Genomic DNA, 25,835 nt, shown 5'->3' with positions numbered 1-25,835 from the left:
GGTCGGCGACTCGACGTGCCCGGTGCGGTCAGGCATCGACCGCGTACCCGACGCCGCGATGGGTCCGGATCACGCTCGCCGGGCCGAGTTTCGCCCGCACCTGGGCGACGTGCACGTCCACCGTCCGGGTGCCGGCGTGCGCCGCGTAGCCCCAGACCCCGGCCAGCAGCTCCTCCCGGGTGAAGACCCGGCCGGGGCGGGCCATCAGGTGGGCCAGCAGGTCGAACTCGGTGGAGGTGAGCTGCACCGGGGCGCCGGCGGCGGTGACCGTGCGGCGGGCCGGGTCGAGCGTCACCGGGCCCACGACACGTGGTCGGTCCGCGCCCTCCGGGCCGCCTGCGGATCGACGCAGCACCGCGCGCACCCGGGCGACCAGCTCCCGTGGGCTGAACGGCTTGGTGACGTAGTCGTCGGCACCCAACTCCAGGCCGACGATCCGATCCACCTCGTCGTCCCGAGCGGTGAGGAAGATGACCGGGGTCCAGTCACCGGCCTCGCGCAGCCGGCGGCAGATCTCCGTGCCGGGTAGGCCCGGCAGCGCGATGTCCAGGACGCAGGCCACCGGGCGCAGCCGGCGGGCCGCGCTCAGACCGGCCTCGCCGTCACGTTCCAGGTGGACGCCGAACCCGTCCCGGGTGAGGTAGAGCCGGACCAGGTCGGCGATGGCCGGCTCGTCCTCCACGACGAGGACGAGCCCGCGATGCGGTGGTTCGACTGTCACCGGCCCATGATTGCCGACCCGGTGGGCTCGGCGCGATCGGAGCATGTTCGAGTTCGGTAAAGGCGGGGCGACACCCGATGAGGTGTCAGTTCACCAGGACGGGGCGAACATCCCGGGCCGCGCGACGGCCGGTGTGTCACCGATGCTGGCGACGACCCGCGCTCCGGGCGGCCGCAGGCGGGTCCGGAACGCCTGGTTGAGCAATGCGTCGAGCTGCCAGACCTGCTTCGGGTGGCTGGTCCGGATCAGGAACCGCTCACGGATCCCGTCGATCGCGGTGGCCGCCATCTCGACCGACTGCAGCCGCGGGTCCGGGCTCCAGGTGACGTTGCTCAGCTCGCGCAACTCGGTGTTGAGGTGCAGGCGCAGTCGGTGCAGGAGGCGGGTCTGCTGGGTCACCACCAGGCGGCGGTGCGTGAGCAGTAACAGGTAGTCGCCGGTGACCGGGCGGTCGGGGCGGCTGCAACGGGTGACCAGGATGGTGGCGTCACCGGAGCCGACGCAGCGCCGGAAGACCGGCATGTGCCGGCTCACCGTCTGCACGGCCAGGCCAGCCTCAGCGGCGGCCGGGAGGAACGTTCGGGAGAAGACGTCCATGACCTGCCCAACGACGTCCTTACCGGGGTGACGTGGGTCACGCGGGACTTTTGGAAGTTCCACGCCGCCTGTCGCACAGCCTGTCCGACTTCCGACTCCGACGGATCATGGTCAGGAGTTGGGCTGAAGTGGACTGGCGGCGAACAGCTCCTCCAGCCAGCCCGGGACCGCGTCGGCGTACTCGGCGCGCGACTCCTCGGCGGTGTCCAGTGCTCGACGCCAGGACAGCGACCGGCTCACCGGCCCCAGGCCGATCGCCAGGTCGGCGGCCTCGACGAGGGTCCGGCGGTCGTACCTGTCGGTCCACGCCTCCAGGTACGCGTCGCGCAACCGAACCAGTTGAACGTCGTCGGCGGCGAGCTTCCTGGCGTGCCCGATGGAACGCAGGGTCACCAGCAGCGTGCCGAACGGGTGGGCCACCGAGGCGTCACCCCAGTCGAAGTAGCGGTACCCGGCGTCGCCGGCGAAGACGTTGCCGTCGTGCAGGTCGTCGTGTTGCACGGTCGCCGGGATGCCGAGGTCGGCGAGCCGGCGGCACCGCTGCGCGTACGACGGCAGCTCGGCCCGCAGCCGCTCGTGCATCTCCGCACCGAGCCCGCCCTCGGCGCCGATCAGCAGCGCCTCGTGATCGTCGAGCAGCTCGACGAAGAGGCCGGCCAGCACCTCCGGACGCTGATCCGGCACACCCAGGGCGACCAGCCCGTCCGCGCGCGACGCGCTGGCCAGTTGCAGCGCCGCGTACCCGGGCAGCGCCCGCTCCCAGTGCGCCAGATCGGGGTCACGCGCCAGCACGTCACGCAACGACTCACCACCGTCGGGCAGCAACGACCAGCCCTGCGCCGGGTCCACAGCGATCGGCGTCAGCACCCGGTCGGGCGTCAACTCGGCGAGCGCCGCGATCAGGACCGCCTCGTGCACAGTGCCCGGGTTGTTGGCCTTGAACCAGACCGGGCCGTCGTCGGTGGGCACCCGCCACACCAGCGACCAGGGACGCACCCGGGGCTCCACCAGCCCGGTCACCCGGCGGCCGGCCCGGTTCAACTGCGCGTCGACCCAGGACCGGGCCCGCAGCTGCCACTGCTCGCTGGACCAGTCGGGGGCGTGCTCACCGGCGATCGTCGTCACGCTGGGCACCCTAGGCGGCCGTTCCGGGTCGAGGCGAGGAGTTTTCCCGCCCCGCGTCAGACCAGCTCGACGATTGTGGCGTTGGCCATGCCGCCGCCCTCGCACATGGTCTGCAGGCCGTAGCGGATCCCGTTGTCCCGCATGTGCTGGAGCATCGTGGTCATGATCCGGGCACCGGAGCCGCCGAGCGGGTGCCCGAGGGCGATCGCCCCGCCACGCGGGTTGAGCCGCTCCGGGTCGGCCTCGGTCTCCGCCAGCCAGGCCAGCGGCACCGGGGCGAACGCCTCGTTCACCTCGTACACCCCGATCTCCTCGATGCCCAACCCCGCGCGGCGCAGCGCCTTCGCGGTGGCCGGGATGGGGGCGGTCAGCATGGTGACCGGGTCGTCGGCGGCGACCACGGCGGTGTGGATCCGGGCCAGCGGGCGCAGGCCGTGCCGGCTGGCCCAGTCGGAGGTGGTCACCGCGAGGGCCGCGGCCCCGTCGGAGATCTGGGACGCGGACCCGGCGGTCACCACTCCGTCGGCCCGGAACGGGGTGGCCAGCTCACCCAGCTTCTCCAGCGAGGTTTCCCGGCGGATGCCCTCGTCGGCGGCGAACTTGGCACCATCGGCGAGCGGCACCGGGGTCAGCTCCGGGTCGAACGCGCCGGCGTCCTGCGCGGCGGCGGCCTTCTCGTGGCTGGCCAGCGCGAACTCGTCCAGTTGGGTACGCGAGAGCCGCCACCGCTGGGCGATCAGCTCGGCCCCGACCCCCTGGTTGAACGGCAGCGGTGCGTCGTCGGCGACGCCCTCGACGCCCCGGTACCGGGCGCGCAGCTGATCGCTGAACGGCATGCCGCCGGCCACACTGGAACCCATCGGCACCCGGGTCATCGACTCGACGCCACCGGCGACCACCAGGTCGGCCTGGCCGGAGAGCACCGTCGCGGCGGCGAAGTGCACTGCCTGCTGGCTGGAGCCGCACTGCCGGTCCACAGTGGTGCCGGGCACCGTCTCGGGCCAGCCGGCGGCGAGCACGGCGTTGCGGGCGATGTTCCACGACTGCTCGCCGACCTGGGACACGCAGCCCCAGAAGACGTCGTCGACCTGGGCCGGGTCGAGCCCGGTGCGCTCGGCGAGGGCGCGCAGCACGTGCGCCGAGAGGTCGACCGGGTGGACGCTGGCGAGGCTGCCCTTGCGCCGCCCGACGGGGGTACGTACCGCGCCGACGATGACCGCGTCACTCATGTTTACTCCCCGGTAACTTGGGCTGCCCCGATCCTACGTCGTCCGGCGCCCACGGCACTGCCCCAGCCGGCGGACCGCTGGCATGCTGGGCGGGTGGATGAGATCTCCCCGGACCGGCAGTGGCGGGTCCCGGCAAGCCTGCCGGCGGCGAAACTGGCCGGCGCGGTCCTGCTGGTCGCGCTCGGGCTGCTCTTCGCCGATGGCGACCCGGTGCGGTTGGCGCTGGCCGTCCTGGCCGCAGCCGCGCTGGCCGGTTGGGCGGTACGCGACCTGATCGCACCGGTCCGATTGGCGGTGGATCCGGCAGGACTCACCGTCATCCGCGGGTTCGCTGGTCGCCGACTGCTGCCCTGGCCGGCGATCGAGGCGATCACCGTGGACCGTCGACCGCGATTGGGGCTCACGTCCGAGGTCCTGGAGATCGACGCGGGCGAGTCACTGCACCTCTTCAGCCGCTACGACCTGGGCACCACCCCGGAAGAGGTAGCCGCCGAGCTGCGCGCCGCCCGCCGCTCCTGACACCCCGAGATCTTGGAAGGAAACCGCCCCTCTGGGGGCACCTTCCTTCCAAGATCTCGATCGAGCCGTCAGGTGAGCAGTGCTGCGGTGCGGAAGAGCACCAGCGCGAGCAGGATCAGCAGGATCATCGCCGCACCGGCGACCTGCACCAGCGTCCGCCGACCACGCGGCGCGTACGCGAGCACCAACGCCATCAGGGCGCCGACCACCAGCCCGCCCAGGTGCCCGGGGATGGAGATGCCCGGCACGGCCAGCGTGAACACCAGGTTGATCACCAGGATCGGGATGATCCGGGAGATGTCCCGGCCCAACCGGCGCTCGATGATGATCAGCGCGGCGAAGAGGCCGAACACGGCCGTCGACGCGCCGACGGTGGCCGCCCGCGGGCTGCTGAACAGGTAGGCGGCCACGTTGCCGCCGAGGCCCGCGATCAGGTAGAGCGCGGCGAACCGCACCCGCCCGAGGTTGGCCTCCAGCGACCGGCCGAGCACCCACAGCGCCCACATGTTGAGCAGCAGGTGGAGCACGCCGTAGTGCAGGAACATCGCCGTGACCAGCCGGTACCACTGGCCCTCGGCGATCCCGCCGAGCGTGAAGTCGGAGAGGTAGGCGCGGCCGAGGACCGCACCCCACTCGGTCAGCGGCGTGCTGCCACCCATCAGGCCGCCGAAGCCGGAGCCACCCACCGCCGCGTCCCCGCCCCGGGCGGACGCGATGGAGACCAGCAGGAACAGCACGTTCACGGCGATCAACGCCTTGGTGACATAGCCGTGCCGGCCGGCCGTACCGCCGCCGAAGGCGGTACGCGCCGGCCGGACACTGCGACGCCCCTCGTTGACGCACTCCGGGCACTGGTGCCCGACCGACGCATCGCGCATGCAGTCCGGACAGATCGGCCGGTCGCAGCGGCTGCACCGGACGTAGGTCTCCCGACCGGGGTGCCGGTAGCAGACCGGGGTGGTCGGCGGAGACTCGCTCACCGGGCCGACCCTCCGTCCACCACACGGTTTACCGGCACCGGCCGTGCTCCGGAGCGCTCAATCATGCGAGCAAAGGTACCTCGCCTGTCGCTCAGGAAGCGGACCGCTCGATCTCGACCCGCTCGATGACGACGTCCTGGAGCGGACGGTCGCTCGGACCGGTCGGGGTGCTCGCGATCGAATCCACGATCTTCACCGACGCCTCGTCGGCCACCTGGCCGAAGATGGTGTGCCGGTTGTTGAGGTGCGGCGTCGGAGACACGGTGATGAAGAACTGCGAACCGTTGGTGCCCGGTCCGGCGTTCGCCATCGCCAGCAGGTAGGGACGGTCGAACCGCAGCTCCGGGTGGAACTCGTCGGCGAACTTGTAGCCCGGTCCGCCCCGACCGGTCCCGGTCGGGTCGCCCATCTGGACCATGAAACCGCTGATCACCCGGTGCGAGATGGTGCCGTCGTAGTACGGACCATTGCCCGGCTGACCGGTGCGCGGGTCGGTGTACTCACGGTTGCCCTCGGCCAGGTCGACGAAGTTACGGACGGTCTTCGGCGCGTGGTTCGGGAAGAGCTCCAGCCGGATCGGGCCAGCGTTGGTGTGCAGGGTGGCGTAGACAGCCTCGGCCACGGGTACTCCTCACTCGTTGGTCAGTTCCATGCGGATCCTCCCATGTGCCCGATCTGGCATCGCGGAGGCATCCGAAGGTGGAGGATGACGAAGGAACAACTCCCAGGAGGTAGGACCGTGTTTGGATCCGGGCGGCGTAAGTCCCAGGGGCAGCTGGCTAAGGCCGAACTGAACCAGAGCATCAGCCACCTGATGCAGGCAGCCAACCACGCCGCGAAGGGTGCCGGCGCGACCGTCGGCCCGCGGGTCCAGGTGGCCCGGGGCTACGTCGGGCCGACCGCGGTGAAGGTACGCGACCGCGCGGCGACCGGCTGGGGGACGACTCTCACCACGCTGGCACCGCTGGCGGCGGCTGCTCGTGACGGCGCCGCACAGGCAGGGCCGCTGACCAGGAAGGCCAAGTCGAAGACCATGCGGATCACCGGTAAGAAGAAGCAGCCGCGTCGTCGCGGCTCGATGATGACCGGCCTGTTGGCGGCGGGTGCCATCGCCGGTCTGGCCGGCGCGGTCGCGCTGCGTCGCCGCCGGGAGCAGCAGGAGTGGGCCGAGTACGACCCGACCCGCAGCACCCTGGAGCCGATGCGCGACGAGGTCGACTCGATCGAGGTGCGGACGCCGTCCGCCACCCGGGGGTCCGACGGTTCCGCCATGTCCGGCGCGGCGGCAATGACGGGCGCGGGCAGCTCGGCGGTCGCCGGCGGCTCCAGCGCCAGCACCACCGCCCCGGCCAAGCAGACAGGTGTCCGCCCGACCGAGAAGGTCCCGTCGGTCGCCGAGGGCGCCACGGACGTCTCCGGTCGGCCGACCGACGACCTCACCAAGGCGCTGGGCAAGGACACGGCCCGCACCAACGGCCGCCGCTGACGTCAGCGACAGCGCATCGGGCGCCGGCGAGCGGGTTCACCCCGCTCGTCGGCGCTTCCGCGTGAGCGGCGCTACCGCAGGATCAGAGCCAGCCGTTGCGACGGAACCAGCGGTAGAGGGCCAGCGAGACACCGAGCATGAGGGCCAGGGCCACCGGATAGCCGTACGTCATCTTCAGCTCGGGCATGTTGTCGAAGTTCATGCCCTCGACGCCGGCGATGGAGGTCCAGACGGCGGCGATGGCGGCCCACGCGGCGATCTTGCGCATGTCGTTGTTCTGGTCGACGGTGACCTGGGCCAACCGCGCCTGGAGAATCGAGTTCAGCAGGTCGTCGTAGGAGTTCACCTGCTCCACGGTGCGGCTCAGGTGGTCCTGCACGTCCCGGAAGTACTTGCGGATCTCCTTGGGCACGTCCCGGTTGACCTGGGACGTCAGCGTCATCAGCGGCCGTTGCAGTGGCACCACCGCCCGCTTGAACTCCACCAGCTCCCGCTTCATCTGGTAGATCCGCTGGATCCGCCCGTGGCCCTGCCGGTCGAAGACCTCCGCCTCCAGCACGTCAAGGTCGTCCTCGATCTGCTCGGCCACCTCCAGGTAGAGGTCGACCACCCGGTCGGTCACCCCGTACGCCACCGCCCACGGGCCGTGCAGCAGCAACTCCTGCTTGGTCTCCAGGTCGGCCCGGATCGGGGCGAGCCGGCAGGCATCCCCGTGCCGGACGCTGATCACGAAGTTCGGGCCGATGAAGAGCATCACCTGCCCGGTCTCCACGACCTCGGAGTTCTCGGTCAGCTCGGTGTGCTCGCAGTAACGGGCGGTGCGCAGCACCAGGAAGACGACGTCGCCGAACCGCTCCAGCTTGGGGCGCTGCTCGGCCTTGACCGCGTCCTCGACGGCCAACTCGTGCAGGCCGTAGGTCTCCGCGATGGCGGTCATCTCGGCCAGCTCCGGCTGGTGCAGACCGATCCACACGAAGCCGTGCTCCTCGCGGCGGGCCGCAGCCAGCGCCTCCGCGTACGTCCAGTCGCCGGGCTGCCGCTTGCCGTCGACGTAGAGCGCGCAGTCGACCACCGCGCTGCGGCCGGTGCCCGGGCCCGCCGGGGCCGGGGCGGGCGGCGAGCCGTCGGCGTTGAGGATCCGGGTCATCGCCCGGACCGGCGAGGGCCACGCCCGTGGTCGCAGGACCCGACCGGTGGTCGACGGTGCCGTCCGGTCCCGCTCTGTCCGATCCGTCATCGCGTCACCTCCCGCGCTCAGCTGCGGCTTGCAGGCTACGCCGACCGCGGTCGAGGACCGGTGTGACGGCGGTCGCGTGGCGGGGGCGGCACCGGGTGGGCCGGGCCGCATCGGGGGGTGTGCGGGGACGACACGGCCCACCCGGCACCTGTGGGGGCGGGAGGTGATGCTGCCGCGTCAACCCGGGCTGGGCCGGCTGGGAGGCCGGGCGGTGATTTCCGCAGCTGACGGGGTGACGCTCGCAGCATTGTGGGCCAGCCGGCCGCCCGGAGGGGAGCCTCGGGGCGGCCGGTATCGTCGTTCTGTCGGGAACCCGACAGTTAACTCAGCTTCGGACGGCCTCGACGGCCTCCGCGAGGCGACGGACGCCCTCGTCGATCCGGTCGGCGGTCACCGCCGAGAAGGCCAACCGGAGGGCGTGCTGGCCGCCGTCCACCATGAAGTCGCTGCCCTTGACCACGGCGACCCCACGCTCGGCGGCAGCCGGGGCCAGCCGGTCGACCAGCACGTCCTCCGGGAACTCCACCCAGAGGAAGTAGCCGCCGTCGGGCTCCACGAAGCGCGCCTGCGGCAGGTGCCGGCGCAACGACTCGGCGAGCACCTGGGCCCGCTCACCCAGCGCCGCGCGGACCGTCTCGATCGAGCGGTCGATGTCACCGGAGACGCAGAACTGGTGCACGATCGCCTGCGACACCATGCCGGGCGAGATGTAGAGGCTGGTCGCGTTCTTGGCGATGTCGGCGATCAGGTCCGCCGGGCCGACCAGATAACCGACCCGGACACCCGGGCAGACCGTCTTGGTGAAGCTCGACGCGTGCACCACCACGTTGCGGGTGTCCAGCGAGAGCATCGACGGCAGCGCCTCGCCACGGAAGCGGATGTCCGCGTACGGGTCGTCCTCGAAGATCGTGAACTCGTACTCGGCGGCCAGGTCGAGCAGCTCCCGACGCTTCCCCTCCGAGAGCGTCATGCCGGCCGGGTTCTGGTAGTTCGGGATCACGTGCGCGAGCCGGGGTCGGACCCCCGACTCCAGCAGCTTGCGCAGCTCGGCAGTGTCCAGGCCGTCCGGCTGGACCGAGATGCCGTGCAGCTCACTGCCCATCCGCTGGAGGTTGAGCAGCGTCCGGTCGTACGTCGGGCGTTCCACCACCACCGCGTCGCCCGGGCGCACCAGGTGGTCGAAGAGGAACGCGTCGGCCTGAAGCGACCCGTTGGTGACCAGCACCTGGTTGGCTTCCACCCCGTGCTTCTCGGCGATCCACTTTCGCAGCGGAAGGTAGCCGACGGAGGTGCCGTACGCCGTGACCCCCGCAGGGTCGGCGTCGAAGGCGCGGACGGCGGCGGCCTTGAGCCCCTCGACATCGACGATGTCCAGCGAGGGAGCCCCACGGGCAAAGGAGATCAACTGCTCGGCGGTCATGGATGTTGAGCGTACGGGCGGCGGTGGGGGACGCGCGGACGGCACGGCGATGTCCGCATCCTGAGCCACCGGGACGGGTGACCCGACTCCACCGGTCGGCGACAGATCAGACCGGAAGGGCGAGCGCGTCGTGGTGCGCCGCCCGGGAAAGTCCCTCCAACTGCACGCCGAGCGCGTCGAGGAGCTGGCTCCAGTCGAAGTAGGAGCGCCATGCGGTGATCCGACCCTTGCGGGCCCGGACCACGTCGGCCACCTCCCAGCTCACCAGGCGGCCGGTGGGCGCGACGGTGCCGTACGGCGAATGCAGGGTGCCGGTGTGGGTGCCGGTCAGGCGCAGCTCGACGGCGGCGCCACCGCCGGTGCGGACCGCGCCCATCGGGTCGATCCGCAGGTCCGGAAAGGCGCCGGTCCAGGTGCGCAGCAGCGCGGGCAGCTCGATCGGACGGACCGTCACCCCCGGCATGGCGTAGAACGCCTCCGGGGCGTAGAGATCCGGCAGCCGGGCCACGTCCCGGCGCAGGAGCATGGCGTACTGCTGTTCGACCAGCCGCTCCGCGTCGGGCATCGGGACCTCCCTCACGGGCCACGGCATCTCCGCGCCCGTGAGGGATGCTTACCCATCGATCCGGCCCGGCACACCACCCCCGGTCAGCTCGTGGCGACCGCCTGACTCTCCGACCAGACCCGCATGATGTCCCGGACGGAGATCACGCCGGCCACCTCCCGGCCGTCCAGCACCACCAGGTGCCGGAACCCACCCCGGGCCATCGCGGCGGCTGCCTCGGCCACCGTCCACTCCGGCCCCGCGTAGACCACGTCCCAGGTCAGGTGGGCGCCGGTGCGTTCCACGTCGCAGTCCAGGCCGGCGCCGATGGCCTTCAACACGTCGCGTTCGGTCATGATCCCCACGCCCTCGGAGTCCGGGTCGATCACGACCGCCGACCCGACACCGCGGGCCGACATCATCCGGGCCGCCTGGCGGAGCGTGTGCTCCGGACCGACGACGAGGACCTGGCTGGACATCGCATCCCGTACCTGCATCACGCATCACCCCTTTGGGACGGTGGCATTCGGTACGGACATGGTGGTCGGTGGATGTTTCCGGGACAAGAGCGGCATCGCACATGCTGCGGAGGCTGGCTACTGTCGGATGGTGTCCACCGAGCCCCTGCGCTGCGCCGGCGCGCTGATCGTCGACCATGACAGCCGCATCTTCTTTCAGCGCCGCTCACCACAACGACGCCTCTTTCCCGACTGTTGGGACATCGTGGGCGGCCACCTGGAGCCGGGCGAGGACATCGACGAGGCACTACGCCGGGAGATCACCGAGGAGACCGGCTGGGTCCTCTCGCACGTCCTGGGTCAGGTGGGCGAGTACAGCTACGTCGGCGACGACGGCCTGGCCCGGACCGAGTACGACTTCCTGGTCCGCGTCGACGGTGACCTCGACCGCCCGGCGCTGGAGGCCGGCAAGCACACCGAGTACCGCTGGCTGGCCGAACACGAGGTGACAGTTCTCGACGAGCACCGCGACGTCAACGACGGGCTGATCCGACGGATCGCGGAGGAGGGCTTCGCCGTCCTGCGGTCGATCGGTCTGTGAACACCGTCGAGCTGGCGCCCCACCGGATCGCCGGGCTGCTCGCGCCGGCCGTGGACCGGACCTTCCGCGCCGGCATCCTGGCCGGCCGGGACGGTGGTGGCGCCGAGTTGTCCCAGCGCTACGGCGGAATCACGGCGACAGGTTTTCTGGTCGACCTGCGCACCCGGCTGGCCGCACCCGGTGGGACGGTCGACGGGCCCGGGTTCGCGGCGATCACCCGCTACCAGGACCCGGTGGCCTGCCGGCGGACCGTGGACAAGCAGGTGGCACACGGGATGATCTACCGCGGCCCGGACGGCGCGCTCTCCGCCACCGAGCGAGGCGCCGCCTTCCTCGGCGAGCTGTACCAGGTGCACGCCGAGGTCACCGAGGAGTTGTGGGCCGGGCACGACGACCGGGTGGCCCGGCTGGTGGCCCTGCTCGGCCGGCTGCTGTCGTACGCCCTCGTGCTGGCCGACGAGGAGGAGGACCCGGGCGGCGGGTCGGCCTTCGCCGCGCTGGCGCCCCCGTACGAGCCGGACGGCACCCCGTCGGGCGTGCTGCTGCTCAACCGGCTCAGCACGCTGCGCCACCACCGGGCCGACGCGCACGCCGCCGCCTGGGCCGCCGCCGGGCACACCGCGTCGAGCATCGCCGCCCTGCCGGCCAGCCCCGAACGGCTCGCCATCGAGCTGGAGACCGACCGGCGGGCCGCCGGCCCGTACGCCGCGCTCAGCGCGGAGGAGCGCCTGATGATGCTCGCCGACCTGGCGGCCCTGCCCGGCTGACCCGGTTGGCCGGAGCGGCACACCCGGCCGGGGCTATCCTCCAGCGGTGACGGGAGCAGGACGAGGGAGGATGTCGCGATGATCGGAATGGTGCTCGCGGCCGGAGCGGGACGACGGCTGCGCCCGTACACCGACACCCTGCCCAAGGCGTTGGTGCCGGTGGACGGTGAGACGACGATCCTGGACATCGCGCTGGGCAACCTCGCCGAGGTCGGGCTCACCGACATCGTGATCGTCGTCGGCTACGCGGCCGACGCGGTCCGCGAGCGGCAGGCCGACCTGGAGAAGCGGTACGGGGTCACGCTCACCCTTGTGCACAACGACAAGGCCGAGGAGTGGAACAACGCCTACTCGCTCTGGCTGGCCCGGGAGTACTTCGCGCGCGGGGTGCTGCTGGTCAACGGGGACACCGTGCACCCGGTGAGCATCGAGAAGACCCTGCTGGCCGAACGCGGCCCGGGCATCCTGCTCGCTGTGGACACCCTCAAGCCGCTGGCCGAGGAGGAGATGAAGACCACCTTCGACGCCGCCGGCCAGCTCACCCGGATCACCAAGATCATGGACCCGGGCGAGGCGTACGGGGAGTACATCGGCGCGACGCTGATCGAGCCGCAGGTCGCCGACGCCCTCGCCGACGCGCTGGAGGCGACCTGGCGTCGGGACCCGAACCTCTACTACGAGGACGGCTACCAGGAGTTCTCCGACCGGGGCGGGGAGGTGCGGGCGGCGCCGATCGGTGACGTCCCGTGGGTCGAGGTCGACAACCACGCCGACCTGGCCCGCGCGCGGGAGATCGCGTGCCGCTACTAGCTCGGAGCGTCCTCACCCCGCTGCACATCGACGTGCGACGCGGGGCGGTGGCCGACCTGGGCGCGATCCTGGCCGACGGGCGGATCTCCTCCGGGGGCGACGTCGCGGTGGTGGTCGGCCCGGGTCAGGGCGCCCAGATCGCGGAACTGATCCGACCCTCACTGCGCTCGGCGGACGTGTTCACCGTCTCCGGCGGCACGCTGGACGCCGCCGACGACCTGGGCGGCAAACTCCGCGCCCGGTCGTACGACGCTGTCGTCGGCATCGGCGGCGGCAAGACCATCGACGTGGCCAAGTACGCGGCGACCCGCCGAGGGCTGCCGATGGTGTCGGTGGCGACCAGCCTCGCCAACGACGGGATCGCCTCCCCGGTGGCCAGCCTGATCACCGACGGAATCAAGGGCTCCTACGGTGTGCACATCCCGATCGGGGTGATCGTCGACCTGGACTTCGTGGAGAGCGGCCCGGACCGGCACAACCGGGCCGGCATCGGCGACGTGATCAGCAACATCAGCGCGCTGGCCGACTGGGAGCTGTCCCGGCAGGTACGCGGTGAACCGGTCGACGGGTTGGCGGCCTCGCTCTCGCGGGCGGGCGCCGAGGCGGTGCTCAACCACCCAGGCGACATGAGCGACGACGCCTTCGTGATCGTCCTCGCCGAGGCGCTGATCTCCAGCGGCCTGGCGATGGCCGTCGACGGCACCAGCCGGCCGTGCAGCGGCGGCTGCCACGAGATCATGCACGCCGTCGACTCGCTCTTTCCGGGGACCGCCTCGCACGGCGAGCTGGCCGGGCTGGGCGCGCTGTTCTGCACCTGGCTGCGCGGAGACCTCCGCCGCTTCCGGGAGATGTCGGCCTGCCTCGCCCGGCACGGCCTGCCCCGGCTCCCCGCCGAGGTGGCGCTCACCGACGACCAGTTCATCGAGGCGGTGCAGTTCGCGCCGCGTACCCGGCCGGACCGCTACACGATCCTCGAACACCTGGCACTGTCGCCTACCGAGACGCGGGAGCGGCTGGCAGACTACGCCGGTGCAATCCGCGACCAGCTTGGCTGACCCCCGTCCCACCGTCGCCGACTTCCACCGGGTGAACCGGGGCGGCGGCCTGTTCAGCGAGTCGATCAGCCAGTGGCTGGGGGCCGTCTTCGCGCTCGTCGCCCAGCGGCTCGGGCTGCGACCGACAGCGTTGACCATCACCAACCTGGTGCTCGGGCTGGCCACCTCGGTCACCGTGGTCGCGCTCGCCGGCCCGGTCGCCGCCGGGGACGTACCGGCCTGGGTGGTCGGCCTGCTCGCCCTGATCGGCTGGCAGGTGGCGTACTCCCTGGACTGCGCGGACGGGCAACTGGCCCGGGTGACCGGCCAGGGCAGCGCGGCCGGCGCCCGCGTCGACGTGCTCTGCGACGTGGCCGCGCAGATCGCCCTGGTGGCCGCCCTGGCCGCCACCGCCGTGGCGCAGGAGCCGTCCACGCCGACCTGGCTCGTGGCGACCTTCGCGGGCACCTGGATGGTCAACCTGGTGACGTCGGTGATGCAGGCCGGCCCGAACGCGGCCAGCATGGTCACCTCGACCTCGCTGCCGGTGCGCCTGGTGAAGCTGGTCCGCGACTACGGCGCGGTGATCTTCGTGGCCGCCGTGGTGCTCGCCGTGGCCCCCGCGCTGGTCCTCTGGGTGATGGTCGCCTTCACGATCGTCAACGGTGGCTTCCTGCTGGCGAGCATCGCCTTCTCGGCCCGCGCCTCCCTGCGCTGACCCAGCCACGCCCGCCCGCAAGATCCGCCCAACTTCCGCGAAGTTGCTGCCTCCGGCGCCCAGGAGACCCCAACATCCCTGATATTGCGCAGACCTTGCGGGTGGGGGTGGGTCAGACGTGGTTGGGGGTGCGGGCCAGGCCCGCGTAGATGTCGAGAAGCTGCTTGGTGACCACGTCGGGGTGGAAGATGCGCTCGTAGCGGGCGCGGGCGGCCATGGTCAGCCCGGACGCACCGGCGCGGGCGACCGGAAGGGCGGCCGCCAGCGCCGCCGGCTCCGGGGCGACCACCCAACCGGCCTCGCCCAGGCCGATCCCCGCCGGCATGGGTGACCCGCCGCCGCCCCCGGCGACCGCTGAGGCGATCTCGGCCGGGCCGGTGCCGGCGGGCTCGTGCGGGGCGTCGGCCCCGAGCAGGTACGGAATGCCACCCAACGCCGTACCGAGCACGGGCCGGCCGCTCGCCAACGCCTCGATGATCACGGTGGGCAGCACGTCATGCCACATCGCGGCGACGATCACCACAGCGCTCGCCTCGACCGCGGCCTGCACGCCGGCCCGGTCGAGCTGACCGAGGTAGACCACGTCGGGTCGCTCGGCGGCGGCTGCCTCCACCAGCGGGCGCAGCTCACCGTCGCCGGCCACCCGCAACGTGCCCAGCGCACCCACCGGGTGCCGTCGCCAGGCGTCCAGCAGCAGGTCGACGCCCTTCTCCGGGGAGAGCCGGGCCATGTAGAGGAACCCGTCACCGAGCGGCGCCGGCCGGCCCGGGTCGGGTACGGAGTTCGGCTTCACCACGATGCGATCGTCCGGAATGCCGTAGTCGCGGAGGTGGTCGGCGATCGCCGAGGTGAGCGCGATGTACCGATCCACCGAGCGCCAGGTGCCCCTGTGCACGGCCAGGGTGGTCGCCATCAGCGCGCTCTGCGCCGCCGAGTCGCGGTAGCAGCGGTGCTTGATCGCCGGAACACCGAACGCCCGGCCCTTGCAGTCCTGACAGATCACGCCGTCGCGGAAGTAGATCCCCGACGAACAGACCTGCCGATAGTTGTGCACCGTCTGCACCACCGGCACACCATGCCGGTGCGCGGTCCGCACCACCCAGGGCGAGAGCAGGGGGTACGGATTGTGCAGGTGCAGAACGTCAGGTCGGTGCTCGGTGAGCAGCCGGCTCAGGTCGTGCTGGGCGCGTGGCGCCCAGATCGGCGAGATCGGCAGCAGCGCCTTCGCCACCTTCGACATCGACGGGATCTCGTCCGAGCTGCGGATGAAGGGCAGCACCTCGACGCCAGCGGCGGTGAGCTGGGCGATCTCCGAGTCGACGATCGTGTTCTCACCAGAAGGCTGGGCTTCCCGGTACCGGTTGTGTGCCACCACGATTCTCACGGGAAAGAAGGCTACCGTTGTGTCGTGCCCGAACTACCGGAGGTTGTGTCGTGCCCGAACTACCGGAGGTTGAGGCGCTCGCGGGTTACCTGCGTCAGCGCGCGGTGGGGCGGCGCGTCGATCGGCTGGAGATCGCCGCGATCAGCGCCCTGAAAACGTACGAGCCGGCCCCGACCGAGGTCGCCGGTCGGGCGGTGGTCGACGCCAGTCGGCACGGCAAGTTCCTCGATGTCCTCTTCGAGGGTGGTCTGCACCTGGTGGTGCATTTGGCGCGAGCAGGCTGGCTGCACTACCGGGAGGCGTTCCCCGCCACCACCCCCCTGCGTCCGGGCAAGGGCCCGATCGCGGTGCGGGTCCGCCTGGATGACGGTTCCGGCTTCGACCTCACCGAGGCGGGCACCCAGAAGAAGCTGGCCGCGTACCTGGTGACCGACCTCGCGGCGGTCCCCGGGGTGGCCAAGCTGGGCCCGGACGCGTTCGCCGCGGATCTGCCCACCTTCGCCGAGCGGCTGCGGAGCCGGCGGGGGCAGGTCAAGGGGGTGCTGACCGACCAGTCGGTGCTGTCCGGGGTGGGCAACGCGTACTCCGACGAGATCCTGCACGCGGCGAAGCTGTCCCCGTTCGCGATCACCGATCGGCTCACCGACGCCCAGATCGCCACCCTGCACGCCGCCACCCGACAGGTCCTCGGCGACGCGGTCGAGCGGTCCCTCGGTCAGCGGGCCGCGGAACTCAAGGGCGAGAAGCGCTCCGGGCTGAAGGTGCACGCCCGCACCGGGCTGCCCTGCCCGGTCTGCGGGGACACGGTGCGTGAGGTGTCGTTCGCCGACTCCAGCCTCCAGTACTGTCCGACCTGCCAGACCGGCGGCAAGCCGCTCGCTGACCGTCGGTTGTCCCGTCTCGTACGGTGAGTAATTCCACTCGGTGGTTACGCAGCGGAATCGCCCACACTGAGTGGAAGCTCCGGTCCGCCTGTCCCGCCCCCCGCGTATCCATCGGTATAGTGGCCCGGTCCCCGGCTTCTGAAATGGTGCGGAGCCGGCCAGATCCCGCCGGCACCATCGGTCGCCAATCTCCTTCGGGGCGGCGACCGGTCCGGCCCGCGTGGGAGACTGGGACGGTGGGCGACCCGGGCCTTCACGCCGAGTGAGCGGTCCGTGTCATGCGGGAGGACATGGGTGAGGTGACGGCAAGCCTCCAGCGCCCGGTAACCAACGAAGGCCGGAGCAAACTCGTGCGGCACGTCGACAGCTTCGAGATCCAGCCGCCGACGCCGCCTACACACAATGGTGTACCCCGGTCGGCGTGGGCCAGAGCGCGACGCCGTGTCTCCCGTTGGCACCGCCCCTACACGGCGATCCTGCTGCTACTCGACTTCAGCGCGGCAGCATTCGCCAGCTGGATCGCGATTCAGCTCTTCGACCAGGCTGCCTCCGGGTTCTCCGGCACCAAGCAGGACCCGACCTGGTTCCACACCATCTCCTACCTGCTGCTCCCGCTCGGCTGGGTCGTCATCCTCTGGGGCAACCGGGCGTACGACAGGCGCTATCTGGGGCTCGGGCCCGACGAGTACAAGCGGGTGATCCGGGCGTCGGTGACGGTGGCCGCGAGCGTCTCCTTCCTCGCCTTCGCCACAGTGACCCAGCTCTCCCGGTTCACCGTGGGCACCGCGCTGGTCGGTGCGGCACTGCTGATCCTCTGGGGTCGGTTCGTGGCCCGGTGGGCCCTGCACTACATCCGCCGGCAGGCCGGCCAGGCCGCGCACCGGATGGTGCTGGTCGGCACCCTGCCGGAGTGCCTCGAGGTCTACGCGGCGGTCACCCGCAGCCCGTCCGCCGGGCTGATGCCCGTCGCCATCCACATCACCAACGGGTACGCGGCGGCCCGGGGGATGCCGACCCCGGTGCCGGTGTACGCCGGACGAGACGTTCTGGCCCTGGTCCGTGAGGTCGGCGGGGACACCATCGCCGTCTGCGGGTCGGCCAGCGCCGAGCCGGGCGAGCTGCGACGGCTGGCCTGGCAGTTGGAAGGCTCCGGCGTCGACCTGGTGGTCGCCCCGCAGCTCACCGACATCGCCGGCCCTCGGGTGCACATCCGGCCGATCGAGGGTCTGCCGCTGCTGCACGTCGAGGAGCCGACCCTCTCCGGGCCGGCACTGCTGGCCAAGAACCTGCTGGACCGGGTCGCCGCCGGCCTCGGCCTGCTGCTGCTGACCCCGCTCTTCCTGGCCATCGCCGTGGCGATCCGGATCTCCGACCCCGGGCCGGTCTTCTTCCGGCAGCCCCGGGTGGGGCACGAGGGGCGCACGTTCCGGGTGTGGAAGTTCCGGACCATGTACGTCGACGCCGAGGATCGGCTGGCCAGTCTGGTCGACAGCAACGAGACCGACGGCATGCTGTTCAAGATGAAGGAGGACCCCCGGGTCTTCCCGGTCGGCCGTTTCCTGCGCGCCACGTCGCTGGACGAGCTGCCGCAGCTGATCAACGTGCTCTGGGGTGAGATGTCGCTGGTCGGGCCCCGCCCGCTACCGGCTGACGACGGTGACTTCCTGGGTGATGTGCGCCGCCGACTGCTCGTCCGCCCCGGTATGACCGGGCTGTGGCAGGTCTCCGGCCGCTCCGACCTGTCGTGGGACGAGTCGGTCCGACTGGACCTCTACTACGTCGACAACTGGTCGCTCGCGTACGACCTGAGCATCCTGTGGCGCACCGTCGGGGTGGTGCTCGCCCGCAAGGGCGCGTACTAGAGGGTTGGCGCGCCGGCCCGCAGGGGCGAGGATCGCTGCGTGGCTGCCAACCTCTCCGCCGTGGTCGGCGTCGTCTCACTCGTCACCGCGCTGACCGCGGCCCTGTTGGCGGTGCTGCGGCTGCGGGCCCGCCGTGGCATCGCCACCGCCACCCAGCGGGCGACCTACGAGGTGCTGCACACCGCCGGCCTGGCCGCCGAGCCGCTGCGGGCGGGGTTGAGCGAGGCGGGCGCGGCGAAGGCCGTACGCCATCTGCGGGCTCTGGTGGGCGCGGCCGGGCTGGCGCTCACCGACGCCGAGCGGCTGCTGGCCCTCGACGGGCGCGGCACGCACCACGGCCAGCAGTTGCTCGCGGCGGCCCAGCGGACTGTGGAGACCGGCCGCTCGACGGTGCTCGGTGAGCAGGATCTGCACTGCGACCGGGTCGACTGCCCGATCCGCGGGGCGGTGGTCGCACCGTTGCTGGCGGCGGACGGCCGGGTGGTGGGCGCGCTGGTGGCGGTGGCCGACAGCCCACCGCCTCCAGGGTTGGTGCAGGCCACCCTGGAGACGGCGCACTGGGCCGGCAACCAGCTCGCCCTGGCCGAGCTGGACTCGTCGCGGGAGCGGCTGGCCCGCGCCGAGATCCGCGCGTTGCGAGCGCAGATCAGCCCGCACTTCATCTACAACGCGCTGACCGCTATCGGCTCGTTCGTGCGCACCGATCCGGAGCGGGCCCGGGAGTTGATCCTGGAGTTCGCCGAGTTCACCCGTTACTCGTTCCGGGCGCACGGGGAGTTCACCACCCTGGCCGAGGAGCTGCGGTCGATCGACCGTTACCTGACCATCGAGCGGGCCCGGTTCGGCGACCGGTTGCAGGTGCGGTTGCAGATCGCCCCGGAGGTGCTGCCGGTGACGCTGCCGTTCCTCTGCCTCCAGCCGTTGGTGGAGAACGCGGTTCGCCACGGGTTGTCCCGCAAGCCGGGCACGGGCATGGTGAGCATCGAGGCCCGGGACGCGGGCGCCGAATGTCACATCACGGTGGAGGACGACGGAGTGGGAATGGATCCGACCACGCTTACCGCCGGCATCGCCGAGCTGGCCCGCGGCACCGGCGACCCGGGTGACGACACGGGCCAGCACGTCGGCCTCTCCAACGTCGACGAGCGGCTGCGGTCGGTCTTCGGGGACCGGTTCGGCCTGGTCGTGGAGACCGGGCTGGGTTCGGGCACGAAGGTGAGCATGCGGGTGCCGAAGTTCCACCCCGGCGTACGGGCAGGGTCGTGAGCGAGCGGACCGGGACGGGTGCGGTGAACGCGTCCGGTTTCCTGCGCGTCCTCGCGGTGGACGACGAGCCACCCGCGCTCGACGAGCTGGCGTACCACCTGCGGGCCGACCCCCGGGTGGCCCGGTTGCACACGGCCGGGGATGCCACCGAGGCGCTGCGACTGCTGCGCGACGGCGATGTGGACGTGGTCTTCCTGGACATCCGGATGCCCGGCCTGGACGGCATGGAGCTGGCCCGGGTGCTGCGCCGCTTCGCCCGGCCACCGGCGATCGTGTTCGTCACCGCGTACGACGACGGCGCGGTGGACGCCTTCGACCTGGGCGCCACCGACTACGTGCGGAAACCGGTTCGTGCCGATCGGCTGGCCGAGTCGCTGCGCCGGGTGATCGGCTCGCGGGTGGTGCCATCGCACCCGGCGGCGTTGGCCCGCGCCGAGGAGGACCCGACCATCCCCATCGAGTTGGCCGGCACCACCCGGATGCTGCCCCGCTCGGCGGTGCGGTGGGTGGAGGCGCAGGGGGACTACGCCCGGTTGCACACCGCGGAGGGGTCACACCTGGTGCGGGTCTCGCTGGCCACGCTCGCGGAACGCTGGGCCGATGCCGGGTTCGTCCGGGTGCACCGGTCGTACCTGGTGCAGTTGAAGTTGATCGCGGAGTTGCGGCTGGTCAACTCCGGCTACGTGGTGGTGATCGACTCGACCGAGCTGCCGGTGAGCCGGCGGCACACCCGGGAGCTGAAGGACAAGCTGGTCAGGGCCGCGAAGCAGGATTGGAGTCGCTGAGCCGGGAATGGGAACAGCCCTACCGTACGTTGTACGCTAGTCCGTACGACTTCCGGGAGGCTTGCCATGACCGAGACCCCGTTCGACACCGAATCCGAGTTCGACAGCCAACTCGACCGCCTGGTGCAGCTCGGCTACCCCGCCCTCGCCGGGCTGACCGAGAGCGCCTTCCGCGACCTCGTCGCGCCGCTGCGGGCCAGGGCGGTCGAGGGCGCCGCCGGGCTACCCGCCCCCACCGACGCCCGGGTGCCGTTCCTGCTGGTCATCACCCGGGACCTGATCGGGGTGCCGGAACGGGTGGCGCTGACCACAGTGGCCGGCAAGCGCAAGCCCGGCGTCGTCGACCGGAACTACGCCGAGGACGACCTGCCCCGCTTCGACCCGATCAAGGAGTTGGAAGCGCCGGCCGGGCCGGCGTACCTGCTCTTCGACGTCGACCGGGGCGAGGAGTTCCGCAACCTGGCCCCGGCCACCGCCATGGAGGGGATCACCGCTCGGGGCCGGCTGCCGCTCACCATCGACGAGGGGCTCGCCTTCATTACGCTGCACCCGGCCGCACTCGCCAGCAACAGGTGCTTCTCGCTGGTCGGCTCCCGCTGCGGCGACAAGCGGGTGCCGGCCCTCTGGATCAGCCAGGGCGCACCCAAGCTGGGCTGGTGCTGGTACGGCAACCCGCACACCTGGCTCGGCTCTGCCTCGGCCCGGCCGGAGCGCATCGGCCCGGAGTGACCGTCGGGTCAGAAGACGTCGGCCAGCGGCAGGGCGAGGGGGAACGGCTGCTCGGTGCGGTAGACCTCACCGACCGGCAGAACGGCCTGCTCGCGGTAACCGCCCGCGCCGTTCACCAGCACGGTCAGGGTCTGCTTGCGGGGCTCCACCAGCCAGTAGAAGGGAATGCCGACGGCCGCGTATTCGTGACGTTTGAGCACCAGGTCACGGCCGGCGTTGCTCGGCGAGATCACCTCGACGACGAGGAGCACGTCGACCGGGTCGAGCGCGGCGCCGCCGTTGTCCAGTGCGCTCTCACGGGCGACGAAGAGATCGGGCACGAAGTACGACGAGCGTTTCGCGCTGACCCCGATGTCCTGACCGACGAGCACACCGGCGGGGGCCTGCCGGTCGAGGATGCGGCGGAGGCGATTGGCGACCGCGCCGTGGAAGACGTCCGCATGGGGGGACACGAGCAGGCTCCCGTCGAAGATCTCGTAGACCTGGTCGTCCTCGGGGAGACCCTGGAGGTCGTCCACCGTCCAGGCGTCGCCCCAGCCGGGCCGGGCAGGGTTGGTCACCGTCACACCTCCTCTCTACCGGACCACCCTGACAGCTCAGTCGGTTGTCCACAACGAGCCTTGGGAGTTCCACCACGCCAGCCGGCACGGTCCCGGAGTTATCCACAGGCATGAGCGGTTCTCCACAGGTTATTCACAACGCAAACCACTGATCTCCACGGCGGCTCCCTACAGTCAGGACCCATGAACGAACGCCGGGTACTGGTGGTCGAGGACGAACGGACCATCGCCGAGTCCATCGCCGCCCGATTACGGGCCGAGGGTTTCACGGTGGAGATCGCGGCGGACGGGCCCAGCGCGGTCGCGCAGTTCCGTGCCGCACAGCCGGATCTTGTCGTCCTCGACGTGATGCTGCCCGGCTTCGACGGCCTGGAGGTGTGCCGCCGGATCCAGGCCGACCGGCCGGTGCCGGTGCTGATGCTCACCGCCCGGGACGACGAGACCGACCTGCTCGTGGGCCTGGCGGTCGGCGCGGACGACTACCTCACCAAGCCGTTCTCGATGCGGGAACTCGCGGCCCGGGTGCATGTCCTGCTGCGTCGGGTGGAGCGGGCCGCCGCCACGCCGCCCGCCATCCGCCTCGGCGACATCGAGATCAACGAGGCCGAGCGACGGGTCCGCCGGGCCGGGTCGGACGTGCACCTCACCCCGACCGAGTTCGACCTGCTGGTCCACCTCGCGGGGCGACCTCGCACGGTGCTCCCCCGGGAACGGCTCCTGGCCGATGTCTGGGGATGGGGCGACGGAAACGGCACCCGCACGGTGGACAGCCACATCAAGGCTCTACGCCGCAAGCTGGGTGCCGATCTCATCCGCACTGTGCACGGGGTCGGCTACGCCCTGGAGCTGCCGTTATGACGGCGACCCTGCTCACCCGTCTGGACCGGGTGCTGGAGCTGCTGCCCCGACCGTTGGACCCGGTGCGCTCGATCAAGCTGAAGCTGGGGGTGCTGCTGGTCGCCTCCGGTGCGGCCGGGCTGGCCTACTTCTCGTACGGCATCGGCTGGCCGCCGCCGATCACCTCGGCCACCGCCATCGCCGTCGCCCTGCTCACCTCGCAGGTGCTCGCCCACGGCATGACCTCGCCGTTGCGGGACATGACGGCGGCCGCCGGCGCGATGGCCCGCGGCGACTACACACGCCGGGTGCGCGCCACCTCCCGTGACGAGGTCGGCGAGCTGGCCCAGGCGTTCAACAAGATGGCCGAGGATCTGCACGCCGCCGACCAGCGCCGACGCGAGCTGATCGCGAACGTCTCGCACGAGCTGCGTACGCCGATCACCGCGTTGCAGGGCGTGCTGGAGAACATGGTGGACGGGGTGGCCGACCCCGAACCCGCGGCGCTGCGTTCGGCCCTGGCCCAGACCCAACGGCTCGGGCACCTCGTCGCCGACCTGCTCGACCTGTCCCGACTCGACGCCGGGGTGGTGCCGCTGCGGCGGGTACGCATCGACGTGGGGGACTTCCTCGACGAGGCGGTGGAGCACGCCACGGCCAGCGCGTCCGGTGCCGGCCTGGACGTGCGCTTCCAGCTCCGCGACCTGCCGGCGCCGCTGACGGTCCAAGCGGACCCGTGGCGACTGCACCAGGTCTTCGCGAACCTGCTCGACAACGCGGCGCGACACAGCCCACCCGGCGGCACGGTGCGGGTGAGCGCCGAGGAACACGGCGACCAGCTCCGCTTCGAGGTGAGCGACGAGGGCCAGGGCATTCCGCCGGCCGAGCGTTCCCGGGTGTTCGAGCGGTTCACCCGCGGCGACCGGTCGGCGGGAGGCGGGACCGGGCTCGGCCTGGCCATCGCCCGGTGGGTCGTCGAGTTGCACGGCGGTCGGATCGGTGTCCTCGATCCCGCCGGGCCACACCGGGGCGAGCGACCCGGCTGCCGCATCCAGGTCACCATCCCGTGTGACGGACCATACCGAGAAGAGGCCGCATGACCAGCCCGGGCAGCACCCCACTTCCGGCCACCGGGCCGACCGGTCCTGCGCAGGTCGCCGCGACCGTGCGGACCGGCCCGGCCGCACCGCCGGCGGCCGGTAGTCCCCCGGCATTCATGGCCGCACCGGTCCTGCCCCGGCCACCATCGGTGATCGCGCGGCGCTGGCCGGGACCATCCGGTGCCGCCCGTCCGATGGTGCTGGCGGCGTTGGCGGCGGCGGCAGTCGTCGGCGCCTCGGTGCTCACCATGGTTCGTCCGGGCCTCGGCTGGCTGGTCGCGGCATTGGCCGGCGCGGCGGCCCTGGGCGCCACCGGAGCCGTCAGGTCAGGGACGTCCTCCCCGGCCGCGGGCCGCACCGAGCCGACCGCAACCGGCGCCGAAACTGGCACCGCACCCGCCGCCGCAACCGGCGCCGCAGCCGCCCGTCCCGGTGCCACGGGGGCACCGGGGCGGGTGGCTCAGGTCGCCTGGGCTGGCACGACTGTCACGTTGGTCGCCGTCGGCACGGTCCGGGCCGCCGGCTGGCTCTTCGTCCTCTGCCTGCTCGCGGCGGCGGTCACCGGGACACTCGCGGTGACCGGCGGGCGAAGCCCGCTCGGAATGCTCGTCGCCGCGACGCTGCCGCCGGCCGCGACGGTACGGGCGCTCCCGTGGGCGGTACGCGGAGTGCGCGACAACCGCCCGGCCGGCTCGGGGATCGGGTTCGGACGCATCGTGACCAGCCTCGCGATGTCCGCTGTCCTGCTGACGCTGTTCGGGCTGCTCTTCTCGTCCGCCGACGCGGTCTTCGCCAACCTGGTCGGCGGTCTGCTGCCCGACATCTCGCCGGCGGGTGTGATCGGCTGGTTGCTGCGTCTACTCCTGATCGGCGGCGGTCTGCTTGGTGGCGCATACCTGGTCAGCCGCCCACCCGACCTGGAGGGGCTGCGACCGGCGCCGTCCCGACCGGCCCACCGGCTGGAGTGGACCCTCCCGCTGGTGTTGCTCGACGCCCTTTTCGCCGTGTTCGTGCTGGTCCAGCTGACTGTGCTGTTCGGCGGGGCGGGGCACGTGCTGCGTACGGCGGGGCTCACCTACGCCCAGTACGCCCGCGGCGGGTTCTGGCAACTGCTCGCCGTCACCGCGCTCACCCTGCTGGTGATCGCGATCGCAGCCCGCCGGGCGCCGAAGGCAACCCGGGCGGACCGGCTGCTGGTCCGCGTACTGCTCGGCACGCTCGCCGCGCTCAGTCTGGTGATCGTCGCCTCGGCGCTCTACCGGATGCAGGTCTACGCCGACGCGTACGGTGCGACCCGGCTACGGCTCGTCGTGTCGACTGTCGAAATCTGGCTCGGGCTGCTCTTCATCCTGGTCGGGGTGGCCGTGGTGCGGTTGCGGGCCGACTGGCTCCCCCGGCTGGTGGTGGGCACGGCGGTGCTGGCGCTGCTCGGGTTGGCACTTCTCAACCCGGATCGCCTGATCGCCGATCGGAACGTCGACAGGTACCTGGAGACCGGCCGGTTGGATGTCAGCTACCTGTCCGGGCTGTCGGCCGACGCCGTGCCGGCCCTGGGTCGGCTGCCCGAGCCGATGCGCTCCTGCGCGCTGGGGGAGATCGCCAACGAGCTGCCCCGGGACGGCTTCTGGGCGACGAACCTCGGTAGGGAACGCGCCCGGCGGGTTCTCGCCACGATCCCGGTGAGCGCCAGCGTCACCGACTGCCCCGGTCTGCGAGGCTGGTGAGCGTGAGCGCTTGACAATCGCGTGCGGCGGGCGAGACTGCCGGGGTGGCCAAGCAACTCCCCGACGTGGGGTCGAGCGGTGCGGTACCGCCGCCCCGGCGGTCCCGGATCGTGCTGGCCGATATCACCCGGCAGGACACCCGCGCCGAGCGGACCCGCGCCGAGTTGGCCCAGCAGACCCAGGTCGGTGAGGCGCTGGTCCGCGGCCTGGTCCGGGCCCAACTCGCGCTGGCGCTGCGGCTGTCCCTGGTGGTGGCCATCGGGTTGGGCGGGTTGCCCTGGCTGTTCGCGATCGCGCCCGCGCTCGGCCGGACCACAGTCGCCGGCGTCAACCTGCCGTGGCTGCTGCTCGGCGTGGCCTCCTTCCCGTTCCTGATCGCCGTGGGCTGGGCGTACGTGCGGCTCGCCGAACGCAACGAGCAGGACTTCACCGACCTGGTGCAACGGCCGGAGCGCTGA

General features: G+C 71.7%; 28 protein-coding genes. 16 read left to right on the top strand and 12 right to left on the bottom strand.

The features are described from left to right. Positions 1–28: 28 nt before the first annotated feature. The 4 genes from KBX71_RS26985 to KBX71_RS26970 all read right to left on the bottom strand — a co-directional run bounded on the left by KBX71_RS26985 (position 29) and on the right by KBX71_RS26970 (position 3,672). Positions 29–721, bottom strand: a complete 693-nt coding sequence (locus KBX71_RS26985; RefSeq protein ID WP_124822475.1) for a response regulator transcription factor — start codon at positions 719–721, stop codon at positions 29–31. Between the two features lie 90 nt (positions 722–811). Beyond that, positions 812–1,318 (bottom strand): hypothetical protein, encoded by a 507-nt coding sequence (locus KBX71_RS26980; protein WP_124822476.1) that lies wholly within the window; start codon positions 1,316–1,318, stop codon positions 812–814. A gap of 111 nt (positions 1,319–1,429) precedes the next feature. Beyond that, complete coding sequence (locus KBX71_RS26975) at positions 1,430–2,443, bottom strand: aminoglycoside phosphotransferase family protein (RefSeq protein ID WP_210820597.1); 1,014 nt, start codon at positions 2,441–2,443, stop codon at positions 1,430–1,432. 56 nt (positions 2,444–2,499) lie between these two features. After that, positions 2,500–3,672, bottom strand: coding sequence for an acetyl-CoA C-acyltransferase (locus KBX71_RS26970; protein ID WP_210820596.1), 1,173 nt, complete (start codon positions 3,670–3,672; stop codon positions 2,500–2,502). A gap of 93 nt (positions 3,673–3,765) precedes the next feature. Here KBX71_RS26970 and KBX71_RS26965 point away from each other — a divergent pair, with 93 nt between their 5' ends. Then, positions 3,766–4,191 (top strand): PH domain-containing protein, encoded by a 426-nt coding sequence (locus KBX71_RS26965; protein WP_210820595.1) that lies wholly within the window; start codon positions 3,766–3,768, stop codon positions 4,189–4,191. A 68-nt stretch (positions 4,192–4,259) separates the two neighbouring features. Here KBX71_RS26965 and KBX71_RS26960 read toward each other — a convergent pair whose 3' ends face one another. Both KBX71_RS26960 and KBX71_RS26955 read right to left on the bottom strand, forming a co-directional pair. After that, a complete protein-coding gene (locus tag KBX71_RS26960) occupies positions 4,260–5,171 on the bottom strand; it encodes a rhomboid family intramembrane serine protease (RefSeq protein ID WP_196929026.1) in 912 nt (303 codons plus the stop codon). 91 nt (positions 5,172–5,262) lie between these two features. Beyond that, complete coding sequence (locus tag KBX71_RS26955) at positions 5,263–5,793, bottom strand: peptidylprolyl isomerase (RefSeq protein WP_210820594.1); 531 nt, start codon at positions 5,791–5,793, stop codon at positions 5,263–5,265. Between the two features lie 84 nt (positions 5,794–5,877). Between KBX71_RS26955 and KBX71_RS26950 the strand changes: the two genes are divergently transcribed. Beyond that, positions 5,878–6,657, top strand: a complete 780-nt coding sequence (locus KBX71_RS26950) for a hypothetical protein (RefSeq protein WP_210820593.1) — start codon at positions 5,878–5,880, stop codon at positions 6,655–6,657. Positions 6,658–6,739: 82 nt separating this feature from the next. On the opposite strand, the gene corA is transcribed toward KBX71_RS26950, so the two are convergent. The 4 genes from corA to KBX71_RS26930 all read right to left on the bottom strand — a co-directional run bounded on the left by corA (position 6,740) and on the right by KBX71_RS26930 (position 10,355). Further along, complete coding sequence (gene corA / locus KBX71_RS26945; protein WP_210820592.1) at positions 6,740–7,894, bottom strand: magnesium/cobalt transporter CorA; 1,155 nt, start codon at positions 7,892–7,894, stop codon at positions 6,740–6,742. A 325-nt stretch (positions 7,895–8,219) separates the two neighbouring features. Next, on the bottom strand, positions 8,220–9,314 hold the full coding sequence (locus KBX71_RS26940; RefSeq protein ID WP_210820591.1) for a PLP-dependent aminotransferase family protein: 1,095 nt from the start codon (positions 9,312–9,314) through the stop codon (positions 8,220–8,222). Positions 9,315–9,420: 106 nt separating this feature from the next. After that, complete coding sequence (locus KBX71_RS26935; protein ID WP_210820590.1) at positions 9,421–9,879, bottom strand: ester cyclase; 459 nt, start codon at positions 9,877–9,879, stop codon at positions 9,421–9,423. Positions 9,880–9,962: 83 nt separating this feature from the next. After that, on the bottom strand, positions 9,963–10,355 hold the full coding sequence (locus KBX71_RS26930) for a cyclic nucleotide-binding/CBS domain-containing protein (RefSeq protein ID WP_124821422.1): 393 nt from the start codon (positions 10,353–10,355) through the stop codon (positions 9,963–9,965). A 109-nt stretch (positions 10,356–10,464) separates the two neighbouring features. Between KBX71_RS26930 and KBX71_RS26925 the strand changes: the two genes are divergently transcribed. The 5 genes from KBX71_RS26925 (at position 10,465) to KBX71_RS26905 (ending at position 14,246) form a co-directional block, all read left to right on the top strand. Then, positions 10,465–10,917 (top strand): NUDIX hydrolase, encoded by a 453-nt coding sequence (locus KBX71_RS26925; protein ID WP_210820629.1) that lies wholly within the window; start codon positions 10,465–10,467, stop codon positions 10,915–10,917. Further along, entirely contained in the window at positions 10,914–11,684 is a 771-nt protein-coding gene (locus tag KBX71_RS26920; protein WP_210820589.1) for a hypothetical protein, read from the top strand. Before KBX71_RS26925 ends, KBX71_RS26920 begins: the two co-directional genes overlap by 4 nt. A gap of 78 nt (positions 11,685–11,762) precedes the next feature. Next, entirely contained in the window at positions 11,763–12,494 is a 732-nt protein-coding gene (locus KBX71_RS26915) for a sugar phosphate nucleotidyltransferase (protein WP_112583845.1), read from the top strand. Next, the gene (locus KBX71_RS26910) at positions 12,482–13,549 is read left to right on the top strand and encodes an iron-containing alcohol dehydrogenase family protein (RefSeq protein WP_196929021.1); all 1,068 of its coding nucleotides are present in this window, start codon (positions 12,482–12,484) and stop codon (positions 13,547–13,549) included. Before KBX71_RS26915 ends, KBX71_RS26910 begins: the two co-directional genes overlap by 13 nt. Further along, on the top strand, positions 13,524–14,246 hold the full coding sequence (locus KBX71_RS26905; RefSeq protein WP_210820588.1) for a CDP-alcohol phosphatidyltransferase family protein: 723 nt from the start codon (positions 13,524–13,526) through the stop codon (positions 14,244–14,246). Before KBX71_RS26910 ends, KBX71_RS26905 begins: the two co-directional genes overlap by 26 nt. A gap of 112 nt (positions 14,247–14,358) precedes the next feature. Here KBX71_RS26905 and KBX71_RS26900 read toward each other — a convergent pair whose 3' ends face one another. Beyond that, positions 14,359–15,630 carry a glycosyltransferase gene (locus KBX71_RS26900; RefSeq protein ID WP_210820587.1) on the bottom strand — a complete coding sequence of 424 codons (1,272 nt, stop codon included), beginning with the start codon at positions 15,628–15,630 and terminating at the stop codon, positions 14,359–14,361. 50 nt (positions 15,631–15,680) lie between these two features. Here KBX71_RS26900 and KBX71_RS26895 point away from each other — a divergent pair, with 50 nt between their 5' ends. The 5 genes from KBX71_RS26895 to KBX71_RS26875 all read left to right on the top strand — a co-directional run bounded on the left by KBX71_RS26895 (position 15,681) and on the right by KBX71_RS26875 (position 21,156). Next, the gene (locus tag KBX71_RS26895) at positions 15,681–16,541 is read left to right on the top strand and encodes an Fpg/Nei family DNA glycosylase (protein WP_196929018.1); all 861 of its coding nucleotides are present in this window, start codon (positions 15,681–15,683) and stop codon (positions 16,539–16,541) included. A 263-nt stretch (positions 16,542–16,804) separates the two neighbouring features. Beyond that, complete coding sequence (locus KBX71_RS26890; RefSeq protein WP_210820628.1) at positions 16,805–18,376, top strand: sugar transferase; 1,572 nt, start codon at positions 16,805–16,807, stop codon at positions 18,374–18,376. A gap of 39 nt (positions 18,377–18,415) precedes the next feature. Next, the gene (locus KBX71_RS26885) at positions 18,416–19,642 is read left to right on the top strand and encodes a sensor histidine kinase (protein ID WP_196929017.1); all 1,227 of its coding nucleotides are present in this window, start codon (positions 18,416–18,418) and stop codon (positions 19,640–19,642) included. A 23-nt stretch (positions 19,643–19,665) separates the two neighbouring features. Continuing rightward, positions 19,666–20,427, top strand: a complete 762-nt coding sequence (locus KBX71_RS26880; RefSeq protein WP_088950711.1) for a LytTR family DNA-binding domain-containing protein — start codon at positions 19,666–19,668, stop codon at positions 20,425–20,427. 66 nt (positions 20,428–20,493) lie between these two features. Further along, entirely contained in the window at positions 20,494–21,156 is a 663-nt protein-coding gene (locus KBX71_RS26875) for a DUF5701 family protein (protein WP_210820586.1), read from the top strand. 8 nt (positions 21,157–21,164) lie between these two features. Here KBX71_RS26875 and KBX71_RS26870 read toward each other — a convergent pair whose 3' ends face one another. Beyond that, a complete protein-coding gene (locus KBX71_RS26870; RefSeq protein WP_210820585.1) occupies positions 21,165–21,716 on the bottom strand; it encodes a Uma2 family endonuclease in 552 nt (183 codons plus the stop codon). A gap of 183 nt (positions 21,717–21,899) precedes the next feature. On the opposite strand from KBX71_RS26870, the gene KBX71_RS26865 reads away from it, so the two are divergent. The 4 genes from KBX71_RS26865 to KBX71_RS26850 are packed head-to-tail and all read left to right on the top strand — an operon-like array spanning position 21,900 to position 25,835. Further along, positions 21,900–22,574, top strand: a complete 675-nt coding sequence (locus KBX71_RS26865) for a response regulator transcription factor (protein ID WP_210820584.1) — start codon at positions 21,900–21,902, stop codon at positions 22,572–22,574. Next, positions 22,571–23,653 (top strand): cell wall metabolism sensor histidine kinase WalK, encoded by a 1,083-nt coding sequence (locus KBX71_RS26860; RefSeq protein WP_210820583.1) that lies wholly within the window; start codon positions 22,571–22,573, stop codon positions 23,651–23,653. Before KBX71_RS26865 ends, KBX71_RS26860 begins: the two co-directional genes overlap by 4 nt. Next, entirely contained in the window at positions 23,650–25,377 is a 1,728-nt protein-coding gene (locus tag KBX71_RS26855; protein ID WP_210820582.1) for a DUF4153 domain-containing protein, read from the top strand. The genes KBX71_RS26860 and KBX71_RS26855 overlap by 4 nt, the downstream gene beginning before the upstream one ends. Positions 25,378–25,421: 44 nt before the next feature. Next, a complete protein-coding gene (locus KBX71_RS26850; RefSeq protein ID WP_307847330.1) occupies positions 25,422–25,835 on the top strand; it encodes a hypothetical protein in 414 nt (137 codons plus the stop codon).

Origin of the sequence: Micromonospora sp. D93 (genome assembly GCF_018070365.1) — a bacterium.
Taxonomy (GTDB): Bacteria; Actinomycetota; Actinomycetes; order Mycobacteriales; family Micromonosporaceae; genus Micromonospora; species Micromonospora ureilytica.
This window is presented reverse-complemented; position numbering and strand designations above follow the sequence as displayed.

Bases quoted from the DNA above. Each gene is read 5' to 3' on its own strand.
- KBX71_RS26940 (WP_210820591.1), bottom strand. From the start codon at position 9,314: ATGACCGCCGAGCAGTTGATCTCCTTTGCCCGTGGGGCTCCCTCGCTG.
- KBX71_RS26935 (WP_210820590.1), bottom strand. From the start codon at position 9,879: ATGCCCGACGCGGAGCGGCTGGTCGAACAGCAGTACGCCATGCTCCTG.
- KBX71_RS26890 (WP_210820628.1), top strand. From the start codon at position 16,805: ATGGGTGAGGTGACGGCAAGCCTCCAGCGCCCGGTAACCAACGAAGGC.
- KBX71_RS26925 (WP_210820629.1), top strand. From the start codon at position 10,465: ATGGTGTCCACCGAGCCCCTGCGCTGCGCCGGCGCGCTGATCGTCGAC.
- KBX71_RS26950 (WP_210820593.1), top strand. From the start codon at position 5,878: ATGACGAAGGAACAACTCCCAGGAGGTAGGACCGTGTTTGGATCCGGG.
- KBX71_RS26860 (WP_210820583.1), top strand. From the start codon at position 22,571: ATGACGGCGACCCTGCTCACCCGTCTGGACCGGGTGCTGGAGCTGCTG.
- KBX71_RS26865 (WP_210820584.1), top strand. From the start codon at position 21,900: ATGAACGAACGCCGGGTACTGGTGGTCGAGGACGAACGGACCATCGCC.
- KBX71_RS26980 (WP_124822476.1), bottom strand. From the start codon at position 1,318: ATGGACGTCTTCTCCCGAACGTTCCTCCCGGCCGCCGCTGAGGCTGGC.
- KBX71_RS26970 (WP_210820596.1), bottom strand. From the start codon at position 3,672: ATGAGTGACGCGGTCATCGTCGGCGCGGTACGTACCCCCGTCGGGCGG.
- corA (WP_210820592.1), bottom strand. From the start codon at position 7,894: ATGACGGATCGGACAGAGCGGGACCGGACGGCACCGTCGACCACCGGT.
- KBX71_RS26855 (WP_210820582.1), top strand. From the start codon at position 23,650: ATGACCAGCCCGGGCAGCACCCCACTTCCGGCCACCGGGCCGACCGGT.
- KBX71_RS26915 (WP_112583845.1), top strand. From the start codon at position 11,763: ATGATCGGAATGGTGCTCGCGGCCGGAGCGGGACGACGGCTGCGCCCG.
- KBX71_RS26875 (WP_210820586.1), top strand. From the start codon at position 20,494: ATGACCGAGACCCCGTTCGACACCGAATCCGAGTTCGACAGCCAACTC.
- KBX71_RS26930 (WP_124821422.1), bottom strand. From the start codon at position 10,355: ATGCAGGTACGGGATGCGATGTCCAGCCAGGTCCTCGTCGTCGGTCCG.